This window comes from Verrucosispora sp. NA02020 (assembly GCF_013364215.1).
GTDB lineage: Bacteria > Actinomycetota > Actinomycetes > Mycobacteriales > Micromonosporaceae > Micromonospora.
Window position 1 is genome coordinate 4874638 of record NZ_CP054923.1, and the last position, 22431, is coordinate 4897068.

Annotated in this window: 17 protein-coding genes, 1 tRNA gene and 1 pseudogene; 10 read left to right on the forward strand and 9 right to left on the reverse strand. The window is 72.3% G+C overall.

Annotated elements, in window-relative coordinates; all coding sequences use genetic code 11:
* Positions 1-8: 8 nt before the first annotated feature.
* Together HUT12_RS21300 and HUT12_RS21305 are read right to left on the reverse strand one after the other, a co-directional pair.
* Positions 9-791, reverse strand: a complete 783-nt coding sequence (locus tag HUT12_RS21300) for a transposase family protein (protein ID WP_176092643.1) — start codon at positions 789-791, stop codon at positions 9-11.
* 397 nt (positions 792-1188) lie between these two features.
* Positions 1189-1275 (reverse strand) — tRNA-Leu (locus tag HUT12_RS21305).
* Between the two features lie 209 nt (positions 1276-1484).
* Between HUT12_RS21305 and HUT12_RS21310 the strand changes: the two are divergent.
* A pseudogene (locus tag HUT12_RS21310) lies at positions 1485-1943 on the forward strand (tetratricopeptide repeat protein); the annotation flags it as partial.
* A gap of 1171 nt (positions 1944-3114) precedes the next feature.
* Here the strand turns inward: HUT12_RS21310 and HUT12_RS21315 are convergent.
* Positions 3115-3276, reverse strand: a complete 162-nt coding sequence (locus HUT12_RS21315; protein WP_176092178.1) for a hypothetical protein — start codon at positions 3274-3276, stop codon at positions 3115-3117.
* Between the two features lie 427 nt (positions 3277-3703).
* Positions 3704-3877, reverse strand: a complete 174-nt coding sequence (locus HUT12_RS21320; RefSeq protein ID WP_176092179.1) for a hypothetical protein — start codon at positions 3875-3877, stop codon at positions 3704-3706.
* 316 nt (positions 3878-4193) lie between these two features.
* On the opposite strand from HUT12_RS21320, the gene HUT12_RS21325 reads away from it, so the two are divergent.
* The 5 genes from HUT12_RS21325 (at position 4194) to HUT12_RS21345 (ending at position 12029) form a co-directional block, all read left to right on the forward strand.
* On the forward strand, positions 4194-4655 hold the full coding sequence (locus HUT12_RS21325; protein WP_176095895.1) for a fibronectin type III domain-containing protein: 462 nt from the start codon (positions 4194-4196) through the stop codon (positions 4653-4655).
* 205 nt (positions 4656-4860) lie between these two features.
* On the forward strand, positions 4861-7482 hold the full coding sequence (locus tag HUT12_RS21330) for a fibronectin type III domain-containing protein (protein WP_254876915.1): 2622 nt from the start codon (positions 4861-4863) through the stop codon (positions 7480-7482).
* Positions 7483-7507: 25 nt separating this feature from the next.
* A complete protein-coding gene (locus tag HUT12_RS21335) occupies positions 7508-8503 on the forward strand; it encodes a MoxR family ATPase (protein ID WP_176094504.1) in 996 nt (331 codons plus the stop codon).
* Between the two features lie 17 nt (positions 8504-8520).
* Positions 8521-9678, forward strand: a complete 1158-nt coding sequence (locus HUT12_RS21340; RefSeq protein ID WP_176094505.1) for a DUF58 domain-containing protein — start codon at positions 8521-8523, stop codon at positions 9676-9678.
* Positions 9679-9719: 41 nt separating this feature from the next.
* The gene (locus HUT12_RS21345) at positions 9720-12029 is read left to right on the forward strand and encodes a DUF3488 and transglutaminase-like domain-containing protein (protein WP_176095897.1); all 2310 of its coding nucleotides are present in this window, start codon (positions 9720-9722) and stop codon (positions 12027-12029) included.
* A 13-nt stretch (positions 12030-12042) separates the two neighbouring features.
* Here HUT12_RS21345 and HUT12_RS21350 read toward each other — a convergent pair whose 3' ends face one another.
* Complete coding sequence (locus tag HUT12_RS21350) at positions 12043-12843, reverse strand: SDR family oxidoreductase (protein ID WP_176094506.1); 801 nt, start codon at positions 12841-12843, stop codon at positions 12043-12045.
* Entirely contained in the window at positions 12840-13823 is a 984-nt protein-coding gene (locus HUT12_RS21355; protein ID WP_176095898.1) for an LLM class F420-dependent oxidoreductase, read from the reverse strand. The genes HUT12_RS21350 and HUT12_RS21355 overlap by 4 nt, the downstream gene beginning before the upstream one ends.
* Before the next feature lie 147 nt (positions 13824-13970).
* Here HUT12_RS21355 and HUT12_RS21360 point away from each other — a divergent pair, with 147 nt between their 5' ends.
* From HUT12_RS21360 to HUT12_RS21370, 3 genes are all read left to right on the forward strand, one after another.
* Positions 13971-15173, forward strand: a complete 1203-nt coding sequence (locus HUT12_RS21360; protein WP_176094507.1) for a low temperature requirement protein A — start codon at positions 13971-13973, stop codon at positions 15171-15173.
* A 55-nt stretch (positions 15174-15228) separates the two neighbouring features.
* Positions 15229-16092 (forward strand): DUF1028 domain-containing protein, encoded by an 864-nt coding sequence (locus tag HUT12_RS21365; protein WP_176094508.1) that lies wholly within the window; start codon positions 15229-15231, stop codon positions 16090-16092.
* A gap of 201 nt (positions 16093-16293) precedes the next feature.
* Positions 16294-16686 (forward strand): hypothetical protein, encoded by a 393-nt coding sequence (locus tag HUT12_RS21370; RefSeq protein WP_176094509.1) that lies wholly within the window; start codon positions 16294-16296, stop codon positions 16684-16686.
* A 96-nt stretch (positions 16687-16782) separates the two neighbouring features.
* Here the strand turns inward: HUT12_RS21370 and HUT12_RS21375 are convergent, their stop codons facing one another.
* Both HUT12_RS21375 and HUT12_RS21380 read right to left on the reverse strand, forming a co-directional pair.
* Positions 16783-17472 (reverse strand): maleylpyruvate isomerase N-terminal domain-containing protein, encoded by a 690-nt coding sequence (locus tag HUT12_RS21375; RefSeq protein WP_176094510.1) that lies wholly within the window; start codon positions 17470-17472, stop codon positions 16783-16785.
* Positions 17473-17475: 3 nt separating this feature from the next.
* A complete protein-coding gene (locus tag HUT12_RS21380; protein WP_176094511.1) occupies positions 17476-18357 on the reverse strand; it encodes a phosphatase PAP2 family protein in 882 nt (293 codons plus the stop codon).
* 87 nt (positions 18358-18444) lie between these two features.
* On the opposite strand from HUT12_RS21380, the gene HUT12_RS21385 reads away from it, so the two are divergent.
* On the forward strand, positions 18445-19167 hold the full coding sequence (locus tag HUT12_RS21385; RefSeq protein ID WP_176095899.1) for a DUF3159 domain-containing protein: 723 nt from the start codon (positions 18445-18447) through the stop codon (positions 19165-19167).
* Positions 19168-19451: 284 nt separating this feature from the next.
* Here HUT12_RS21385 and HUT12_RS21390 read toward each other — a convergent pair whose 3' ends face one another.
* Entirely contained in the window at positions 19452-22355 is a 2904-nt protein-coding gene (locus HUT12_RS21390) for a glycoside hydrolase family 48 protein (protein ID WP_176094512.1), read from the reverse strand.
* Positions 22356-22431 lie beyond the last annotated feature (76 nt).

Genomic DNA, 22431 nt, shown 5'->3' on the forward strand with positions numbered 1-22431 from the left:
CGGCGTTTTCATCGTGCGTGGCGGTCGGCTTCGACGTGGTGCAGGACGAGGATGGCTTGCACGATCGCGGTCGCTCGGCGTGGGCAGCAGCGCAGCTTGATCAGGATTTTCCAGGTCTTGAGGGTGGCGATCGCGCGTTCGCCGCGAGCGCGGATCTTCGCGTGGGCCCGGTTGACGGCTCTCTGCCGGGATGACAGCTTCGGCCGGAAGCGGCGCCGCTTGAACGGGGTGCGCACGCTGCCGTGGGTGCCTTGATAGCCCTTGTCCGCGAAGGTCATCACGTCGGCGCTGGTCAAGACGTCGATGATGCCGTGGGCGCGGGCGGCGGTCAGGTCGTGCGTCGAGCCGGGCAGCGCGGCCGAGGCCCAGACGAGACGCCCGGCTGCATCGGCGATGACCTGCACGTTCACTCCGTGACGCTTGTGCTTCCCGGAGTAGTACGGCTTCTGGTTGGCGACCCGGTCGATCGGGATCAGGGTGCCGTCGAGGATCGCGTAGGCGAGCAGCCGGATCCTGGTCATGGCCGTGGCCAGGTCGCCGGCGGTCGCGGCGAGCAGGTCGATGGCCTCGCGGACATAGCGCCAGGCCGTCGTGACGCCGATCTCGAATCCGACGGCCAGGCGGGCCAGGGTGTCGCCGTTGCGCAAGTGGGCAAGGGCGAGCAGGGCTTGCCGGCCGGGGGCGAGGCGTCGCCACCGGGACCGTCGCTGCTGGCGGCGGGTTCGGATGAGGGCGGCGAGGTGGTTCAGGCTGCGGGTGGACAACGGAATCGCGGCAGGGTAAGACAGCACAGCGAGGCTCCCGGTTGGGGCATCTGATCTTGGTCGATTGCTGTCTTACCGGGAGCCTCGTCCTACCTGGACACCGGCTTCCCGCACCACCCGTGACCTGCACCGTCACGATGAAAATGGCTCATCGATCACTTCATCGCGATGGTGCTTGCCGAGTGGGACACCGAGCCGTGCTCAACCGAACCCAGCCTCAACAGGCTCACCAACACCTGACACGACAGCAGATAAGCGACCTTGTAACCGCCCTGGGCGACATCGTCACCGTGCTGCGAGAGGCCGACCCCACCGACCGCGTCGAGGTGTACCGGCAGATCGGGCTACGCCTGACCTACGACCCCGGAAAACAGAAAGTCCGCGTACAGGCACAGCCTGTAGCGGACTTTCATGGGGAAATGGTTGGTGTCCGAGGGGGGACTTGAACCCCCACGCCCTATACGGGCACTAGCACCTCAAGCTAGCGCGTCTGCCATTCCGCCACCCGGACTTGCTCTGTCCAGCCTACCGCGTCGACCTCGGTGATCCATCACCAGGAGGCCGACCAGCGGGCCGCACGGGGAGTTACTGTACACGCCGCCGGTGGATCATGCACATCAGCATCCCGCGACCGATTCCGGCCGATCTGACCAGCCCTGGCGGGGCCGTCGGTACGGGTCCGGCTGGCGTCGCGGTGCCCGTACCCGGCAGCATGGCGGTGTGTCCCATGCCTCTCCCTTGGCCGTCGCTCAGCAGCGGGCTCTGGCGCTGCGTGGCGCGGGCAACCTCGCCGCCGCCCGTGAGCTGCTGACCGACGTCGTCGAGTCCGTGCCGCCGTCGCTCGGCAAGGATCATCCGGACGCGCTGAGCACCGCGCACTTATTGGCCAGGTTGCACCGGGAGGCCGACGATCCGAGCGCGGCGCGGCGGGTGTTGGAGGAGGCGTTCGCGGCCGGGGAGCGGCGGTGGCCGCATGCCGACCCGTTGATGTTGGCGTTGGCCTTCGAGCTGGGGTCCGTCGCGGACGAGCTGGGCAACCGCCACGAGGCGCGCCGCAACTACACCCGCGTGGCCGCTGCCGGCCCCGCGGTGCTCGGTGCCGACCACCCGGCGGTACGCACGGCGCGCGAGTATCTCGGCGACGCTGCTCCGGCTCCGCAGCCGGCGGTGCCCGCTCCTCGCCAGTCGGAACCGGCGCCCGCGCCGGCGCACGGAGTCCTGAACGAGCCGACGATCTCGCTCGCGGTGCTGTCGACCGCCTGGAAGCCACAAGACGCCTCGACCGCCGCCGGGTCCTTCCGCCAGCCGGCGTCCCCGTTCGGCGAGGGTGTCGCTGCCCCCTCCGTCCCAGCCTCGGCCGCCCCGGCCGTGCCGCATCCGCGCGCCGTACCGAGCTCGCATGCCCCTGGCGTGCCGCCGGCACCGCCGGTCGTGCCTCCACCGCCGCGCATTCCGCCGCCTCCGGTCGTGCCGGAGCCTCCGACGGTGCCACTGGCCCGGACGGCCCTTCACGACCAGGCTGCTCCCCCGGTCGCGGCGCCGGAGGCAGCCGAGCCGACCATCGCGCTGAGGCTGCCGGTCCGCGATAGCGAGGTTCCACCACCGCCGGTACCCCCCACCGTTGCTCACCCGGCACCGTCCGCCGCACCGACGACGCGCCTTGCGCCCGTCGAGGCGGACGAGGATACGAGCGTGCTCCGGATCCTGCCGGAACCTGACGCCTCGACGTCGGTCGAGGCCGGGCCGGCTTCGCCGGACGGGCCGGGGGTACGAGTCGCGCCAGGATCAGCGTCATCCGACCCGGCGACATCGGCGGTACGAGGCGCTGAGGCCAGCGATGCGACTGGCGCGGTGGCCTCTACTCAGCCAGGAGCCTCGACTGAGCCGGAGTCGTCGAACGAACAGGGAGCATCGGTAGGGCCTGGGTCACCTGGCGGCCCGCAGTGGGCGCGTCCAACCGTTCGGGTGCAGCAGATCGACCCGCTGTTGGCCGAGGGGGCCGCCCGGGCTCGCCGTTTAACTGAGGGCGCGTCACCGGCCTCGGACGCGGTCCTGCCGGGCGACGAATCGGTGAGCGGTGCACCGGCCAGCGGGCCGCCCTCCGCCGCAGCCCAGGTCAGCGGTCCACAGGCCGCCGAGCCTGCCTCGGGCGCACCTTCGATCGACCCAGTTCCCGTCAGCGCTCCGCCGGCAAGCGGGCCCACCGCACCACCGACCAGTGCGGCTCCGACGAGTAGCCCGCCGATCAGCGGACCGCCACGCACCAGTCCGCCGACGAGCGCGCTACCAAGCAGCGGATCACCGACGAGCGCGCTACCGACCAGCGTGCTACCGGTCATCGCGCCGCCGGTCAGCGGCCCTTCGAGCAGTACACCGCCGACGAGTGCGCCACCGGCTGGTGCACTCCCGGTCGGCGCGCCGCCCACCAGCGGTGCGCCGACCGGTTGGGTGCCTGCGAGCGGGCCGCCGCCTCCTCCCCCGTACCCCGGTTCGACGCATCAGCCGCCGGCACCGGGATTCCCCGGCGTGCCCGCCACGAGCTCGACGTCAGGGCCGCAGGATCTGACCGCGCCGCTGCCTCAGCCGGGTCCGACCAGCGGGCCGACCGGCTACCCGTCGCTCAGCTCCGCACCCCTCGCTCATCCGCCCGCCAGCGGACCGCCCGGCTATTCGAGCGTCAGTGGGACGTCCGGCGACGCGACGGCCCACAGCCCAGCCGGCCATTCACCGGCCGACTATCCGGCGACCGGTGGCTCACCTGGCTACCCCCCGGCCAGCGGAGCACCGACCTACCCGCCGCCTGGCGGACCCTTCAGCCACACCCCCGCTGTCGAGCAGTCGGGCTACCCGCAGACCGGCTACCCGGCGACCAGCGGATCGACCGCCCCTGGGCCCGTCAGCGGCCCACCCGGTCACATCCCCGTTAGCGGCCCGCCGGGTTACGCCCCGACGAGCAGCCCGCCAGCAAGTGGCCCCGGGTACGCCCCCACCAGCAGCCCGCCGATCAGCGGACCCGGGTGGGCTCCCGCCAGCAGCCCACCGATCAGCGGCCCCGGGTACGCCCCGACCAGCAGCCCGCCGACGAGTGGGCCCGGATACGCCTCGGCCAGCAATGCTGGGTACGCCCCCGCCAGCAGTCCGCCGGCCAGCGGTCCCGGATACGCCCCGGCAAGCGGCCCTCCGGCCGGGACCCCGGCGGGCTACGGGCCGCCCGGCTACCCGGGTACCAGCACCGCGCCAACGGCAGGCGCGGCCGGTTACGGTCCCGGAGGCGAACCCACCCAGCATCAGCCCTACCAGTACCCGCACCAGCAGCATCCGCAGGCGGTTGGCGGGCAGCAGCAGTACGACCCGACCGGGCAGAGCGCCGCGTACCCGCCGCAGGCCTGGGGGCAGCCGGGTGCTGCACAGTCCACGTCGGCGGGGGGTATGGCGTTCCCGGTGGCGCAGTCGGGGTCGGGGCGGAATCGGGCGGCGATCGTGGTGGCGATCGTGGCCGTGGTGGTGGCGGTGGTCGCGGTGATCGGGCTCGGGGTGTTGATCGTGAGCGATCGGCGGGCGGCGTCGCCGACGGCGCCGGCCGAGTCGTCGGCGGCGGATGCGGGTCCGCCGCCGACGGGGTTGGAGTTGCGCGATGATGCGGCCACGATCAGGTTGACGTGGACGGATCCGTCGGACGGGTTGGTGCCGTTCATGGTGGCTGGTGGGCGGGCCGGGCAGGCGTTGGGGGTGCTGGCCACGGTGGGTCAGGGGCAGACCAGTTACACGGTGAACGGGTTGAATTCGCGAGTGGACTACTGCTTTACGGTGTTGGCGGTGTACGGGACGAACGAGTTCGCGACGTCCAGTCAGGTGTGTACGACGCGGGAGTCCGGCGCGGGTCAGAACTGAGTGTCACTCGCGGTCGGTGGGTCCGGCGGGTCCTGGTGGGACAGTCGGGGCGGGACACGCCGACGACACGCCACGCTGGGTGTTCAGCGGCGGACAGCATGGGTTCCCGGGGTGCGTGGCGTGACCATATGATGGCTCCCGGTTCAGGGGAGGGGTCGCCGTCTGGGGGCGCCACCGGCCAGGACGATACGAGAGGCAGCCGGTTGTGGCGAGCACCGACGAGGCCGTTCCGACCCGTACCGCCCGATCCCGGTCGCGGGTACGCGGTGGTCTGGTCACCGTGGGGACGGTGCTGGCGTTGCTGGCGGCGATGGGTCTGACCGTGCTGGGCCTGGGGTCGGCGGACAACGCGGTGGCCAGTTTCGACGCGAGTTCGTGGTTGTGGAGTTCGGCGCGTAGTGAGTTGGCGCGGGTCAACGGGGTGACCGCGCGGGTGGACACGCGGGTGGAGGTGCCGGCGGGTCGGCGGCATCCGATGCAGGTGACGCAGACGGATCGGGTGTTGGTGCTGCGGGATCTGCACACCGGTCAGATCAGTGCGTTGGACTTGGCGACGTTGCAGATCACGGCGACCACGCCGACGGCGCCGGGGCTGGGTGTGAGTGTGGCGTTGCACGAGGATGCGGCGTTCGTGGTGGACGCGGTGCAGGGTGTGGTGCGCCAGTTGGATCCGCGGTCGTTGGCGCCGGTGGGTGAGCCGGTGCGGTATCCGCCTGGGATCACCGGTGGCGCGTTCGACGGTAAGGGTCGGTTGTGGATCGCGGTGCCGGCCGAGGGCACGGTCTCGGCGATCACCCCGGCGGTGCTGCCGTCGAAGTCGGCCGGGGGCGCGCAGGTGGGGCCGCAGCGGGTGGAGACGTACGACGTGGCGGGGGCCAGTCACGAGTTGGTGGTCTCCACGCTTGATGACGGTGTGGCGGTGCTGGACCGGACGGCCGGGGCGTTGGTGACGGTGGTGCGGGGTGAGACGCGGCGGACCGCGCTCGCGGAGACGTTGACGGGGCCGGGCACGATGCCGGTGCGTACGAGTGGGCCGGTGGTGCCGGTGACGGTGGCCGGGCAGCGGCAGGTGCACGCGATCACCGATGCCGGTGAGGTGCGCTCGTTCACGGTGCCGGGTGAGGGTGACCGGTTGAGTCCGGCGGTGGCCTGGGCGGGCCGGTTCTACTGTGCGGACGAGGCGTCGGGCACGGTGTACGCGTTCGACGCGGCCGGCACGTTGGTGGACACGATTCGGGGTCGGTGGCGGGGGCCGCTGGACCTGGAGGTGCGGGAGAACCATCTGTTCATCAATGCGCCGGAGGCGGCGACGGCTCGGGTGGTGGACGATTCGCACCTGGTGCGGGAGGTCGACAAGTACGCCAATGACGTGCTCGGTGGTGATCCGCCGGCGGAGCCTCCGCCGCCTCCGCCGCCGCCGAAGAAGCCGCAGGTGGGTAAGCCGGGTGCGCCGCGCAACGTGAGTGCGGCGGCCGGGAACGCGCAGGCGCGGGTGAGTTGGCGGCCGGCGCCGGCCAACGGCGCGGAGATCATCCGGTATGTGGTGGAGGGTGCCGGGCAGCGTCGTGAGGTGGGTGCGAACCAGCGGTCGGTGCAGATCAAGGAGTTGACCAACGGGGAGACGTACCGGTTCGCGGTGCACGCGGTCAACGCCGAGGGTGCGGGTCCGACGCGAAGCAGTAATCCGGTGACGCCGACGGCGGCGGTGCCGGACGCGCCGGCGAGTGTGTCGGCGCAGGCCCGCGCGGACGGCACGGTGGTGGTGCGTTGGCCGGCGGCGAACGGGCAGGGCATCCGAATCGCCCGGTACGCGGTGACGGCGATGTCGGCGGGGACCAACGCTCCGGTCGGTGAGGCGACCGGTGAGGAGTTGGTGGTCAAGGCCGGTGAGTTGGAGTACGGCACGCAGTACGCGTTCACGGTGGTGGCGGTCAACGACAAGGGTGCGGCGTCGGAGTCGTCTCCGGTCAGCGACACGGTGGTGCCGTTCACGGTGCCGGGTGAGCCGCTGGAGTTGCGGGCCGGCACGGTCGGGGACCGGTCGGGGACGGTGTCGGTGCAGTGGGCGCCGGCGGCGGCCAACGGTCGGCCGGTGAGCGGGTACGTGGTGGAGGTGGGTGAGCGGCGTACCGAGGTGACCGACACGCAGACCACGGTCAGTGACCTGGGTGACGGGCAGAACGTGACGGTGCGGGTGCGGGCGGTCAACGAGGCGGGTGAGGGTCCGCAGGCCACGACGACGGCGCGGACGGTGGCGCCGCCTCGGGTGACGGTGACGGGGTCGTCGGCGACCGCGACGTCGGCGACGGTGACGTTCACTGTGGACGCCGGTGGTGGGCAGGCGACGTGCACCCTGGCCCGGTCGGGTCAGACGGCGCGTAGTGGTCCCTGTTCCAGCATCACGATGAACGGTCTGTCGCCGGGGACGGACTACACGTTCACGGTGACGGCGTCGAACGCGGCCGGTGACGGTTCGGCCCGCCGGGCACAGGCGACGGATGCGTTGTTCGGGATAGCCACCTGCAACAACGGGAGTTCCGGTGCGGAGGCGACGTACTGCGATCGGGACCGGGATGGCCGCAACGGCAATGAGATCTTCTCGGTGCCGAGGCAGGACAACGACCGGCAGGTCGGGTGGGCGCGGCCGGGTAACCGGTTGAAGGCGTACTGCCGGGTGCGGGGCGAAGAGGTGTACGCCTACATCTACAACAACGACAAGCGCAGCACCTGGTGGGTGCAGGTCGAGTACAGCGGACGTAACTACATCCCCTGGGCCTGGCTCAACCTGGAGGGTGGGGACGACATCGCCGTCCTGCCCACCTGCTGATCCAATTCGTCCGAGGAGCACCACCGTGAACAGCCACGAACCGCTCACCCAGCAGGAGGTGCAGGGTTTCGCCGCCCTCGCCGCGCGGCTGGCCGAGAACGTCAACGCGGTGGTGCTGGGTAAGCCGCAGGTGGTGCGGCTGGCGCTGACCGCTCTGTTCGCGCAGGGGCATGTGCTGTTGGAGGACGTGCCGGGGGTGGGTAAGACGACGTTGGCGCGGGCGATCGCGGCGACGGTGAAGGGGCAGTGGCGGCGGATCCAGTTCACGCCGGACCTGTTGCCGTCGGACGTGTCCGGGGTGACGATCTTCAATCAGGCGACCCGGGGGTTCGAGTTCCATCCGGGGCCGGTGTTCGCCAACATCGTGATCGCTGACGAGATCAACCGGGCGTCGCCGAAGACGCAGTCGGCGTTGCTGGAGGTGATGGAGGAACGCACGGTCACCGTCGACGGGGTGCGGCATCCGGTGCCGCAGCCGTTCCTGGTGGTGGCGACGCAGAATCCGGTGGAGATGGACGGCACGTACCGGTTGCCGGAGGCGCAGTTGGACCGGTTCCTGGTGAAGCTGTCGGTGGGGTATCCGGACGAGTCGGTGGAGGTGGAGGTGCTGCGGGGGGCGACGGTGCGGTCCCCCGAGGCCCTCGCGGCGGTCACCGATACCGCCACCCTGGGTGAGATGGTGCGGATGGCCTTGCGGGTGCACATCGCCGAGCCGCTGTACGCGTACGCGGTGCGGTTGGCGGCGGCCACGCGTACGCATCCGCAGGTGCGGGTGGGGGTGAGCCCGCGGGGGGTGATCGCGTTGACGCGGGCGGCGTGCGCGTACGCGTTGATCGACGGTCGGGGCTGGATCATGCCGGAGGACCTCAAGACGTTGACCGAGCCGGTGTTCGCGCACCGGCTGCTGCTCACCCCGGACGCCCAGGTGCGGGGCGTGACCGCCGCCGACGTGTTGCGTCAATCCGTCGCCTCGGTGCCGGTGCCGCTGCCGTCGGGGCAGCCCGCCCCGGCGCACCCCTGACCGCCGGGGCGTCTGTCGTGCGGATCACCGCCCGGGGAATCGGGCTGTTCGTGGCTGCGGTCGTGCTGGCCGGTGCCGGTTTCCGGTTCGCGTACCCGGAGTTGACGCTGCTCGGCGTGGCGGCGGGCGGCGCGGTCGCGGTCGCGACGGTGACCGCCGCGCGTCGGCCGCGCCTGCAGGTGCGGCGGGAGGCGGACCCGGATCGGGTGGGTCGGGGTGACCCGGCGTCGATGATCGTGACGGTTCGCAACGCGGGTCGGTGGGGTGCGGCGAGCCTGCTGGCCACCGACCGCTGCGGTGACCGGGTGGTGCCGGTGCCGGTGCTGCGGCTGCGCCCTGGCACGGACACCGTGGTCCGCTACGACGTGCCGACGGTGCGGCGGGGGGTGGTGCCGGTCGGGCCGCTGCGCGTCACCCGCCGTGACCCGCTGGGTCTGGTGGTGCTGGCCCGCTCCTACGGCGACAGTGTGCCGGTGTGGGTGCACCCACGGATCCACCCGCTGTCGGCGGTGCCCACCGGTGCCGGGCGCAGCCTGGACGGACGCGTCGACGCGGTCCCGCACGGCTCGATCACCTTCGACTCGTTGCGGGAGTACGTGGTGGGCGATGAGTTGCGGCGGGTGCACTGGCGTACCAGCGCCCGGGTGGGTGAGCTGATGGTGCGGGAGAACGTGGACACCAGCCTGCCGCGGATCGTGGTGCTGGTGGACAACCGTCTCGCCGCCCATCCGGACCGGGTGGACGGGGTCGCCGAGTCGTTCGAGTCGGTGTGTGAGGCGGCGGCGTCGGTGGTGGCCGCCGCCGTCCGGGAGGACCTGCCGGTGGTGCTGCTCTTCGTCGCCGCACCACCGGCGGACAGCGTTGAGGATGAGGGTGCGGTGGGGCCGCTGGACCGGTTGGCGGCGGTGTCGCTGCACACCGAGGGCACGGTGCAGCAGGCGGCGGCCCGGCTGCGCCGCGACCGTCTCGGCGACACCCTGGTCGTCCTGACCGGCCCCGGTGGCCGCGAGGACCTGGGGCACGTCGGCGCGCTGCGCGGGGCGTACCCGTCGGTGGTGGTCGGGGTCTTCGGCGCGGTGGAGGCGACGCCGCCGGGCGCGGCCGGGCTGGTGGTCGTCGACGCGGCCGACGGTGCCGCGTTCGCCGCCGAGTGGGACGGGGTACGGCGGTGGTGAGGGCGCTGCGGGCGGTGCCGGTGCCGCTGGCCCTGGTCACCATGGTCACGCTGGCCGGGGTGGTGCTCGGCCGGGTGTACGCCGACACGCTGCTGACCCTGCTGGTGGCCGGTGCGGCGCTCGGGTCGGTGCTGGTCAGCGTGGTGGCGCGGCGGTTGCCGTCGTGGCTGGTGGCGCCGGTGTCGGTGTTGGCGATGGCCGGGTACACCGCGTGGTGTCTGCACCTGTCGGCTGGCCGGGCGCAGCTTCCGGGCGCTTTCGCGGAGATCGTCGGCGACGCCGCCCGCAACGCGATCCCCCGGTTGTTGACCGCGATGATCCCGGTGGAGCCGACCCCGGACACGGTGCTGCTGCCGGTGGTGGCCGCGTGGCTGACCGGGCTGGCCGGCGCGGAGGTGGGGGTGCGGGCCGGGCGCGTGCTGCTGGGCTACCTGCCGCCGGTGCTGCTCTACGCCGGTGCCGTCTACGTGGTGGGGCCCAACGCCGCACCGGCGATCGGCGCGACGGTGGCGATGGTGGCGGTCGCCGCGCTCGGGCTGGCCGTCTCCGCCCGGCCCGCCGGCCCCGATCCGGTGGCGGCACTGGCCCCGGAGGTACGCGCCCGGGTGCGGATCCGGTTGGCCGCCGCCTCGGCGGTCGGCACCGCCGTGGTGGTGGCGATGGCGGCGGTGCTGGGCCCGGCGGTGGCGGCACTGGTGGACACCCGCCCGGTGGACCCGCGACGGTACGTGGAGCCGCCGCAGGTGCAGACGTTGGACGAGAACCCGCTGATCCGGATCTCCGGCTGGGCACTGAACCCGGAGCAGCAGTTGTTCCAGGTGTCCACCGAGCGGCCCGACGCCAGCGCGCCGCCGGAGGGGGTGCGGATCCGGTTGGCGGTGCTCAGCGACTACGACGGGGTCACCTGGCGGGTCGGGGCCACCTACCGCAACGCCGGACGGATCCTGCCGGCTCCCGACCCGTCCCCGGACACCACCGTGGACACTCTCCGGCAGGACATCACCGTCGGTGAACTCAGTGGACGGCTCCTGCCCGCCGTCCCCACCCCGGTGGAGGTGTCCGGGGCGCGGGTGGCGTACGACCCGGCCACCGGCACCCTGATCCGTCCCGACGGGCTCTCCCCCGGACTGCGGTACACGGTGACCTCGGCGCGGGAGCGCCCGGATGTGAACCTGCTGGCCACCGCGAACACACCGGCCGGTGACGAGGTGGCACGGGTGCTGCACGTCGCCGACGGGGTGCCGGAGCAGCTGCGGCGGTTGGCCGCCCAGTTGGTGGAGGATAACGGCGCCCCGTACGCGCGGGCGGCGGCGATCGAGCAGTGGCTCGCCGAGCACTACCGGCTGGTCGCCGACGCCCCGAGTGGGCACGCGTACCCGAATCTGGGGTTCTTCCTGTTCGGGCCGCGTAACGCCGGTGGGCAGCGGGGCACCTCGGAGCAGTTCGCTGCCTCCTTCGCGGTGTTGGGTCGGTTGGCGGGGTTGCCGACGCGGGTGGTGGTCGGGTTCGCCGCGCCGGGTGCCGGGCCGGTGCGGGCCGCTGACGCGTACGCGTGGCCGGAGGTGTTGTTCGAGGGGTTGGGGTGGGTGTCGTTCGATCCGCTGCCCCGCCCCGACGAGGAGCCCCGCCCGGTGGAGGAGGACTTCCGGCCCAAGCCGGAGGATCCGCCGCCGTCGGAGCAGCCGGAGCCGACGCTGGAACCGACCGCCTCGCCCCCGGCGCAGGCGGCCCCGGGCGGCCCCGAGGGCTCGGGTGGGGTGCCGAGGTCGGTGCTGGCCGCCGGCACCACCGGTGGGCTGCTGCTCGTGGTGGTGGGGGTACTGGCCACGCTGGCGGTGCTGCGGCGGGCGCAGACCCGGGACCGGTTGTCGCGGGGTGACCCCGGCCAGCGGATCGTCGGCGCCTGGCGGGAGCTGACCGACGCGTTGCGGCTGGCGGGGCAGCCGGTGCCCGCCGACCTGTCCGCCAGCGAGCTCGCCGCACGGGCCCGACAGGCCCTGACCGACACCGCACCCGGCACCGAACTCAGGGCCGACACTGCGCGCGGACCCGACGCCGGACTCGGCGCCGACATCACCCGCGGGGCCGACGACGGCACCGGGACGACCGGGACCACCGACGCGACCGGAAACGCCGAGGGCAGGCCGGCGGATCCGGCCTGCGTCGCCGTCGACGACCTGGCGCGACTGGTCAACCAGGTCGGGTTCGCTCCCGGTGCGGTCACCGAGGAACAGGCCGCAGCCGCCGCCGGGGCGGCCGGGACCTACACGAGCCGGTTGCGGGGCGGGAGGTCCTGGTGGCGTCGGCTGCTCTGGTCGGTGCATCCGGGGCCGTTGCGCTGGCACCGGTGACCCTCGGACGGCGTTACTGATCGGCGGCCCGTAGCCGACGCACCAGTTTGCGCAGCCCGGACTGCCAGCCGTCGGGGTCCTCCGCGCGGCGGCGGGCGTAGTCGGCCACCTCGGGATGCGGCAGGATCAGGAACCGCTCCTCCGCCATCCCGGCCACCGCCGCCGCAGCCACGTCGTCCGGGCTGAGCACCACACCGGAAGCCGCCGTCACCCGCGCGCCCAGGTGCCCGGCGGCCAGCCCGTCGGCCAGCATCGGCGTGTCCACACCCTGCGGACACAGGGCACTGACCCGGATGCCCTGGTCCCGGTAGGTCACCGAGAGCCACTCGGCGAACCCGACGGCGGCGTGCTTGGTCACCGAGTACGGGGCGTCGCCGACCGCCGTCAGCAGCCCCGCCGCCGAGCAGGTGTGCAGCAGGTAGCCGCTGCCCCGGGCCACCATCTCCGGCAGCACCGCCCGCGCCGCGTACACGTGCGCCAGCACGTTGACCTGCCAGGCCCGCTCCCACCCGGCGGTGTCGACCTCCACTCCCCCGCCGGTGGTCACCCCGGCGTTGGCGCAGAACACGTCGATGCGGCCGTGGCGGCGCTGCACGTCGGCGACCAGGGCCCGCACCTGTTCCTCGTCGGTGACGTCGACGGTCACCGCGTACGCCTGCGGACCGACCGACGCCGCGACGGTGTCGGCGGCGGCCCCGTCGACGTCGGCCAGCACCAGCGTGGCGGCGCCCTCGGCGGCGAAGCGGCGGACCAACGCCGCCCCGATGCCCCCGGCCGCCCCGGTGATCACCGCGACCCGACCGGTGAGGTTCACGCCGCCTCCGCCCCCGCGTCGGGGCCGAGCCGGGCCACCAGCGTGGCCAGCGCCGCCGGGTCCCCGGCGGGCACCTCTGGCGTGGGCAGCAGCGCCAGCACCGGCACCTGCACCCCGGCCTCGGTGTAGCGGCGCACCTGGGCGCGGCACCGCTCGGGTGAGCCGTGCACGATGAGCGCGTCGACCACCTCGTCCGGCACCGCCGCCAACGCGCCACGCCGGTCCCCGGCCGTCCAGGCCCGCCACATGCCCTCCAGCGCCTCCTCGCGGCCGAGCCAGCGGTGAAACGCCGCGTACGCGGGCACCGTCAGATAGCTGGTGATCATCCGCCGGCCCAGGGCGCGGGCGTAGTCGACGTCCTCGGTCGGGCAGACGAAGATCCGCGCGACCACGTCGAACTGCGGACGCCGCTCACCCAGCTCGGCCACCGCCCGGGGCACGTCGGTGGCGGCCAGCCAGTTCAGGATCACCCCGTCGGCCTCGGCGGCGGCCAACCGCAACATGCCCGGCCGGAGCGCGGCCAGCAGCAGCGGCGGCGGCACCAGCGGCGGCCGTTCCAGCGTGAAACGACGGACCGCGAAGGTGTCGAAGTCCCCGTCGACGGTCTCCCCGCGCAACGCGGCCCGCAGGAACGCCAGCACGTCCCGGGTCCGCCGCAGCGGCTCGGTGAACTCCACCGCGTTCCAGTCGGTGACCACCACCGGCGACGACGCGCCGATGCCGAGGGCGAACCGGCCGGGAGCGACGTCGGCGAGCGCGGCGGCGCTCATCGCCAGCAGGCCCGGCCCCCGGGTGAACACCGGCGCGATCGCGGTGCCCAGCCGCAGGCGGGGCTGCCACGCCGCGGCGAGCGCCAGCGGGGTGAACGCGTCGGCGCCGTTTACCTCGGCGGACCACACGTCGGTGAAACCGGCGTCGGCCAGTGCCGCGTACGTCGCGGCGTGGTCGGCGAGCGGGATCGCGCCCAACGGCACCGTCATTGCCCATCGCGTCGTCATCGGTCGATGGTGCCCGGTGCCGCACCCACCGAGCAAGATCTGGTCGGCTTCCCGGAATAGCCCGCTGAGCTGCCCCGCACGGTGCTACGACAGCAGGATGAGCTGGACCGGCGTACGGGGCGGCCGACCGTGACGCGTTTCGCCGGTCGGCTGACGCCGGTCTCCCAGCCGGGCCGGGCCACGTTCCTGGAACTCTTCTTCGACCTCGTCTTCGTGTTCGCGCTCACCCGCATCTCCGCCCGGTCGTTCGAGGACCTGGCGCTGGAACCCGGCGGCGCCTCCGGCTGGACGCCGGTGACCGGTGGCCTGAAGACACTGCTGTTGCTGCTGGCGCTCTGGGCGCTGTGGCAGAACACCGCCTGGGCGACCAGCCGCTACGACCCCTACCACGGCGGAGTGCAGCTCATCGTCATGATCGCCCTGGTCTGCAGCATGGTGATGGGCGTGGCCATCCCCCAGGCGATCACCGCCTCCGGGCTGGCCTTCGCGGTCGCGTACGTGGTGGCGCAGGTCGCCCGCCCGCTGATCCTGCTCGCCTACGACACCCCCGAACGGGCCCTGAAGGCCCGCACCGCGATCACCTTCACCGCCTCCGGCGTGCTGTGGATCATCGGGGCACTGCTCCCGGTCAACCCACGGGTGATCCTCTGGACCAGCGCGCTGGGTCTGGAATACGTCTGCGGCAGGTACGGCTACCCCGTGCCCGGGCTGGGCCGCTCCACGGTCTCCCGCTGGGACATTTCCAGCGAACACCTGGCCGAGCGCTACCAGCAGTTCTTCCTCATCGCCCTCGGCGAGACCGTGCTGGTCGCTGGCTTCTCCTACAGCGGCGGCACCTATCCCCCGTCACAGACCGTGGCGTTCGCGCTCGCGCTGGCCACCTCCATCCTGCTGTGGCGCATCTACGTCCAGCGCGCCGGTCAGATCCTCGGCGAGGCCGTCGCCCGCGCCCGGCAACCGGCCGGCATCGGCCGTTCCGCCGCCGACACCCACCTGGTCATGGTGGTCGGGCTCACCGCCACCGCCGTCGGCTACGAACTGGCCATCCAACACCCGCTCTACTGCCCCGAACCCGCCTGGATCGTCATGATCCTCGGCGGCCCGGTGGTGTTCCTGCTCGGCCGGGCCCGCTTCGAGTACGAGGTGTTCCACCGCATCTCCGCACCCCGCTGGATCTCCGCACTGCTGCTGACCGCCGCCGTACCGCTGGCCGTCCACCTCCCGCCGGTCTACTCGCAGATGCTGGTCCTCGTGGTGCTCGGCGTGGTCGCCCTCACCGACTCCCTGCGCGCCCGCAACAAGGCCCCCGAACCGGCCGCCCCACCCTTCTGACACCCCGCCGCCCGGCACCGGCAACACGACCCTGACCAGCGCTAACCTGGCTATCGTGACCTTCTCGCTCGTCGCCCGCTCCACCGACGGCCGCACCCACGGCATCGTCGTGGCCAGCCGCTTCCTGGCCGCCGGCGCCCTCGTCCCGGCCGCCGAGGCCGACCTCGGCGCGATCGCCACCCAGGCCCACGTGAACCTCGCCTACCGCCCGCAGGGACTGGCCCTGCTCCGCACCGGCGTACCCGCCGCCCACGTCGTCGCCGGCCTCGTCGCCGCCGACCCGGAACGCGACCACCGGCAACTCGGTGTGGTCGCCGCCACCGGCCCCGGCGCCACCTGGACCGGCCCGCACTGCCGCGACTGGGCCGGCGGTCAGACCGGCGACGGCTGGGCCGCCCAGGGCAACATCCTCACCGGCCCCGAGGTCATCGACGCCCTGCGCGACACCTGGCTCACCGGCACCGACATGCCCTTCGCGCAACGCCTGGTCGCCGCGCTGCGCGCCGGCCAGAGCGCCGGCGGCGACCGACGCGGCCAGCAGAGCGCCGCCCTACTCGTCGTCCGAGCAGGCAGCGGGTACGCCGGCACCGGCGACATCGCCATCGACCTGCGCGTCGACGACCACCCCGACCCGATCACCGAACTGGAACGCCTGCTCGCGCTGCACACCCGCATGTTCAGCCGCCCCGACCCGGACACCCTGCTCACCCTGGCCGGCGCCCTCGCCGTCGAGGTGGCCGGACTCCTCACCGCGCTCGGGCACCCGGCCGACCCGACCGAGCCGGAGGACGCCCTGGTCGCCTGGGCCGGGATGGAGAACCTGGAGGAACGACTGGTGCCCGGCCGCATCGACCCGGTCGTCCTGGCCCACCTGCGGACCGCCGTCCCGCACGTCCCGGCACCGCGCTCACCCGCCTGACCGCGCCTGACACCCTTTTTCAAAAGGTGTCCATGCAGAAGATCACGCTCGATCCTGGATCGAGTGGTCTCCTGGCGCGACGGCAACCACTCGATGCAGGATCGAGCGTGATCTTGAAAGGTGCGGGAGGCCGTACTGACGATTCGGCGGTACGTCTATTCCTGCTGGCTCTCGCGCCACTGCGCGTCAAGAATGGCGGGCGTGACCACCGCTCTACTTGCTGACGTGGCCGAGACGTTCGAGAGGACCAGTCGGGTCCGCATCTTCGACTCGGCCGGGCCGGGTGAACCCCATCGCAAACGGCGTGGTCGTCGTTCCGTCCTCGCCGACCAGCGTGACGCAGAGGCGCTGGCTCACCTGCGGACGGCACTGGCGCTACGGCCCGACACCGAGGTCATGGACTGGATGCAGTGGCCGGATCTCTGGCTCGAACTGCTCGGACCCGACGATGGGCGGTTGGCGGTGATTGGATATCTCCGCCCCGACTGGCTGCGGTGGGAATCCGACGGTGACCTTGAGCTGCGGGATCCGACGGCCTTCGTGCAGTGGTTGACCCGCTGGGCTCCCGCAGCAGCGACGGCTACCGCCGGCTGACTCAGCACCTCGCGCCTTGGTCCGAACGGGAGACGACCACACGCCATCCAGGTAGACGGAATCTAGGTAGATTCAATCTACGTAGATTGAATCTACCTAACTCCGGCCGAAGGAGAGCAGCCGCAGCCCCGCGCTGTCGAGCAGGGCCTGTTCGGCGGCGCTGCGCGGGCTGCGGCCGGTGGCCTTGGCGATCAGGGTCAGCCGGTCCCAGCCCAGTTCCGCCGGCACGTCCCGCCCACCGGTGAGCAGGTCCGCGATCACCTGCGCGGCGGCCGGGGTCAGCCAGGCCGGTCGGTCCAGGGCGGCGGCCAGGTCCAGGCCGTGCACCCCGACTTCCAGCACCCGGGTACGCAGGAACTCGGTGACCGTCATCGCGTCACCGTGCCGGGTCCGCACCACCCGGTCCGGCGGGTACGCGTCCACGGCCGCCAGCGTGGCCTGCCAGGCGCGGTCGAACTCGGCGGCCAGCCGGGACGCGCTGTCGACGTCTGCTGACGCCTGTGCGGAGGCGATGCGGTCGGCGTCGACCTGTGGGGTGAACTTGGCCGTGCCGAAGTACTCGGCGGCGTCGACGTGCGCCTGGGCGGGTGCCGGGTCGGCGAGCATGTCGGTCAGGCGGCCGACGCCGGTGTGGACGTGGGCCAGCAGCTGCGCCAGGTTCCAGGGCGGGCAGTCGGTGGGGCGGGTCAGGTCCGTGTCGTCGAGGGTGGCGAGCACCTCGCTCAGCCGGGTGCACTCGGCGGTGAAGGCGTCGCGGACCGAGCGGTGGGGGTCCGGTCCGGGCACGGGTCAGCCCTGGTGGCGGGGGACGATGCGGTGCACGGAGGCCAGCACCAGTGCCATCACGACTCCCATGGTGCCGACGATGCCGGCGGCGCTGCCGGCGTACCCGAGGAACAGGGGGCGGCGGCCGAGTGCCTGCGGGGGTGTGCCGCGCACGCCGATGAGCCACCAGAGGGCCAGGGCGCAGCCGGCGATCACCAGGAGGCCGCCGACGCCGAGCAGGGTGGCGGTGAGCCGGTGCGCGTCGCCCGGTTCCACCTCGGCCTGTTCGCGTTGGGTGACCAGCAGCAGGAGTCCGGCCAGGGCTGCCCAGACGCCGACGACGAGGTACGCGGCGACGGCGTCGCTGGGGCGGTGCCAGCCGGCCGACAGGGTGGCGACTCCGGCGGCGGCGGCGTAGGTGGCGCCGAGCACTGCGCCGAGGGCGCGGACTCGGGGTGGCAGCACCAGCACCAGGGCGACGGCGACGGAGGCGGCGACGGTGGTGTGTCCGCTGGGCAGGCTGTTGCCGACGAACGCGCGTTCGGGGTCGATGCCGTAGTCGGGGCGGGCCAGGCCGTACTTGAGTAGTTGGGTGGTGACGTTGGCGCCGGCGATCAGTGCGGTGGCGGCGACGGCGAGGGCGATCCGGCCTCGGATGAGGGCGATGAACCCGATGGTGATGGTGACCGCGAGTAGTGACACCACGGACATGGCGTTGAGGATGCGGTCGACGGGTTCCTGGATGTGGTCGCGGCCGATCCGGTTGCCGGTCAGGGCGACGGTGTCGATCCACTGGCCGAGGCCGGTGTAGAGGGCCAGGCGCCAGACGGCGATGAAGGCCGCCACCTGGATGAGGGCCAGGACGACGAGCCAGACCGCAGTCCCACCCCGGGGCGTCACACGCACCCGGACAACTTAGCGGCACGGTGGGGCCGGATGGCCGGTGGCCCGCCGATGTCGCGGGGATAGGTTGGGGCGCAGGTGAAGGAGGAGATGGTGACCGGTACGGCGGAACGCGACCCGGCGGCGGCGCAGCGGCCGGAGTCGTTGGCCGACCTGCTCGGTGGACGGCAGGGGGCGGTCGACGCCACGGTGCCTCCGCTGGCCTTCACGCTGGGATGGTTGGTGGCCGGTCAGTCGGTGCGGGTGGGTGTCGTGGCGGCGCTGGTGGCCGGGGCGGTGGTGGCCGGGTGGCGGCTGCGGCGCGGTGACCGGCCCCGGTCGGTGGTGATCGGGTTGCTGGCCGTCTGTGTGGCCGCGCTGGTGGTGGTGCGTACCGGGCGGGCCGAGGACTTCTTCCTCGTGCAGTTGCTGGCCAACGCCGCCAGTGCCCTGGCGTGGGCGGCCAGCATCGTGCTGCGGTGGCCGCTGCTGGGTGTGGTGGTGGGTACGGCGTTGGGTCAGCGGGGGCGGTGGCGCCGTGATCCGGCGTTGCTGCGGGCGTACGGGCGGGCCAGCTGGGTCTGGACCGCGACCTATGTGGTGCGGCTGGCGGTGTTCGTGCCGCTGTATCTGAGCGGGCAGGTGTTGGGGCTGGCGGCGGCCCGGGTGGGGATGACGTGGCCGTTGGTGGCCGCTGCGTTGGCGGTGAGTTGGGCGGTGATCCGCCGGTCGCTGCCGGCGGGTCATCCGGGGGTGCGTCACCCGGTGGTGCCGGAGGCGGGCGTGGAAGCGGCGTCGGGCGCCGGGGCGGACGGTAAAGAGCCCGCACAATAAGGGAGAGGCCGCCACGGGGGGAGCGGCCTCTCCGGTGATGTACGTTACTCCGTCCCGGGCCGGTGTGTGATCCCGGGTCGGTCACATTTTTCCGCGATCTGCGGACCCGCCCCCGCAATCGGGGCGGTGGGGTGGGTCGACCGCTCCGCTGCGTCGGCCAGAGGGGCCGACCCACCCCGGCCTGACCGTGGGTGTCAGGCCGTCGTTCGGCCGGTACCTGCCTCTACCCCCGAGGCCCGGCCGAAGCCTCCGGGTGGGTCACCGCCCACCCGGAGGAGTTCCGGTCAGCCGTTGGGGAACAGCTTCCCGTAGTCGGCGTACGCCATGGCGATGTCCGCCTGGGCCCAGAACCGGTGGTAGCGGAACTCCGGCTCCGGCCCACCGTCGAGGTATGCCTGGACCTTGGGCCATGCCGGGTCGTTCTTGTAGAACGACCGGATGTCCAGGAAGCTCTTGCCCGGGGCGATGGCGTCACCGTTGGGCATGCGGCCGGTCCATCCCTGCGGGATGTAGAGGCCCTGCCCGGTGGAGGCGTCGTAGACGTCGTCGAAGCGGCGGTAGTCGCCCCGCTTCTCCACCGTCGAGACACCCTGCGCGTCGCTGTTGGCGTGCAGGGCGTCCAGCAGACCCTTGGCGGTGGTCTTCGCCGCCGCGTTGCCCGACTTCGCCGCGTACGCGATCAGCGTGCGGGCGTAGGCGGCGGCGACGCCGACGTCCTGGCCCTTGACCGTCACCTCGACGTGCAGGTTGGTGTTGGGCTGCGGGTTGGTCGGGTTCCAGGTGGTCGGCTGTCCGCTCCAGGCCATGTCCGACGGGATGGACCAGTTGGCGCCCAGCGTGGTGTTGGCGATCGCCCACGGCACCCACTTGTCGAGCAGTGCCTTGGCCTTGGCGTTGCCGCTGACCAGGTACAGCTCGGCGATGCGCTGCATCGACCAGGCCTGCATGCCGAACCACTGGTTCGACGGCGGGTCGTTGTAGACCGGGTCGACGTCGTAGAACATGCCGTAGAAGGTGGACGTACCGGCCGGCGGCGTGCCGTAGTGCCCGCCCCAGCTGTTGGTCGCGCCACCGGCGATGCCGCCCTCGGCCGACTGGAGCCAGGTGTAGAACTCCAGCTGCCGGTTGAGGCTGTTGGTCCAGTCCGCCGCCGCCGTGGACGAGCGCGGCTTGAGTTCGTTGACGTTGGTCAGCGCCCACGCCGCGAACGGGTTCTGGTAGCCGAAGTGGCTGTGGCTGGAACCGATGCGCCACGACCAGTTCTGGCTGGTCTCGTACGCGCCGCCCCAGGCGTAGTACCAGGACAGCAGGTAGTGCGCGGAGTCGCGGCCGCTACCGGCGGGGCACTGGCTGGCCCCGACGCAGTTGCCGATCCGCTTGAAGTACTTGTCGAACATGGCGTACCGCAGGTAGTCGCCCATCTTGGCGGCCTTGGTCACGGTGGCCGCCACGTCGGCCTGCTTGTTCTGCTCCTTGGCCCAGGTCAGCGCCCAGTAGGCGGCCTGCACGGCACGGGCGTCGGCGTCCGGGGCGTTGGTGTACTTCCACTGCCGCGCCGGGGCGTTGGACTCCTTGACGAACAGGTCGAGGTAGCCGTACTGACCACCGTGGCGGAACGTGTCGCAGGACGGCTGCGGCACGGTCTCCCAGACCGACTCCTGGGTGCCCCGCTGGAAGGTGTTGATGTAGGCCGGCCGGGTGGTGCCGTCGCCGCAGCGCCCGAAGCCGTAGGTGTTGTCGACGTCGAGCAGCCAGTGCATGCCGTAGATGTCGCCGGTGCCGTAGGACTGCTGCAGCTCCGAGCGCAGCGGGTCGCGACCCACCGGGACCGAGGACTCCAACTGCGACGGGTACTGGTTGGGCAGGTCGTGCTCGGCGGCGTAGCTGGCGTCACCGGCGGAACCGGCGGTCGGCTGGTCGGCCGAGGACGGGATGATGTACTTCTCCATCACGGTCCAGGCGTTGTTGAACGGCGCCCAGTTCTGGGTCACCCGCCCGTAGTACGCCTCCAGCCACAGCCAGAAGCTGAACGCCTCGGAGGTGGTCTGGTGGCCGTGGTCCGGCGCCTCGACGATCAGCGTCTCGATCGAGTGGTACGGCACGCCCTCGGGGCTGAAGTAGCCCGAGTTCTTCATCTTGCCGTACTGGGCGAGGAACCGCTCCACGTACTCGCCGTCGCCGCCACCGGGCACGTCGTTGTCGATCTCGGTGGCGGTGATCGCCAGCGGCGCGTAGCCGGTGGCCGAGGCGGTGATGGTGGCGGTGCCGCCGACGGTGTCGGCGTCCTCCGCCGCCGCGACGGTCACGGTGACGCCGGTGCTCCAGTTGCTCGGCGTCAGGGTGACCGTGGACGGGGTCACGCTGATGTCCGAGTCACCGGTGCGCACCAGGCTCACCGCCACGTTCGAGGTGGGTGCCCGGTCCAACTTGAGGTTGAACGTCGAGGTGCCGCCCTCCGGCACGCTGACCGACGTCGGGGTGGCGACCAGCGCCGGCCCGGTGGCCGCGGTGACGGTGAAGGACCGCTCGGCCACCGCCGAGAGGTTGGCGTTGTCGTACGCCCGCGCCTGCACCGTGTACGAGCCCGCCGGCAGGTCTTCCAGCGTGTACGCGTACGGGGCGGTGGTGTCGGTGTTGACCAGCAACCCGTTGCGGTAGAACTCGACCTTGGTGATGGTGCCGTCGGCGTCGCTGGCCGTGGCGGTCAGCGGTACGTCGGCCGGGGCCACGAACGGCCCGGCGGGCACCGACAGGCTCACCGTCGGCGGCTGCTGCGGCACGCCGCCGCAGGTGACCCCGTTGACCGAGAAGGACGTCGGCTTGGGGTTGCTGCCGCTGTAGGAGCCGTTGAAGCCGATGGTGGTGCTGGCGCCGGTGGCCAGGTTGCCGTTGTACGACTCGTTGACGGCGGTGACCTCGTTGCCGCTCTGGGTCCAGCGGGCCGACCAGCCCTGGGTCACACGCTGGTTGCCGGGGAAGGCGAACTTCAGCGTCCAGCCGGTGATGGGGTCACCGAGATTCTTGACGGTGACGTTGGCGGTGAAGCCGTTGCTCCAGTCGTTCGTCGCGTAGACCACGTCGCAGGCCGGTGCGGCCTGTGCGGCGGCGGCGGGTACGGTCACCCCGCCGATCGCCAGCGCCGCGGCGGCGAGCCACGCCATGCGCCGACGTCTTGCCAGATTCTTCATCTGCGCGGTGTCTCCTCGGACCAGGCCGGGGACGGTGCCCCCCGGCGCGACGCCACGCCGACAGGGTGTCCGCGAG

What these genes read in the sequence shown, in the direction of transcription:
- HUT12_RS21355 (WP_176095898.1), bottom strand. Translation starts at nt 13,823, where the DNA reads ATGACGGTGCCGTTGGGCGCGATCCCGCTCGCCGACCACGCCGCGACG.
- HUT12_RS21345 (WP_176095897.1), top strand. Translation starts at nt 9,720, where the DNA reads ATGGTCACGCTGGCCGGGGTGGTGCTCGGCCGGGTGTACGCCGACACG.
- HUT12_RS21385 (WP_176095899.1), top strand. Translation starts at nt 18,445, where the DNA reads ATGGTGACCGGTACGGCGGAACGCGACCCGGCGGCGGCGCAGCGGCCG.
- HUT12_RS21325 (WP_176095895.1), top strand. Translation starts at nt 4,194, where the DNA reads ATGGCGTTCCCGGTGGCGCAGTCGGGGTCGGGGCGGAATCGGGCGGCG.
- HUT12_RS21390 (WP_176094512.1), bottom strand. Translation starts at nt 22,355, where the DNA reads ATGAAGAATCTGGCAAGACGTCGGCGCATGGCGTGGCTCGCCGCCGCG.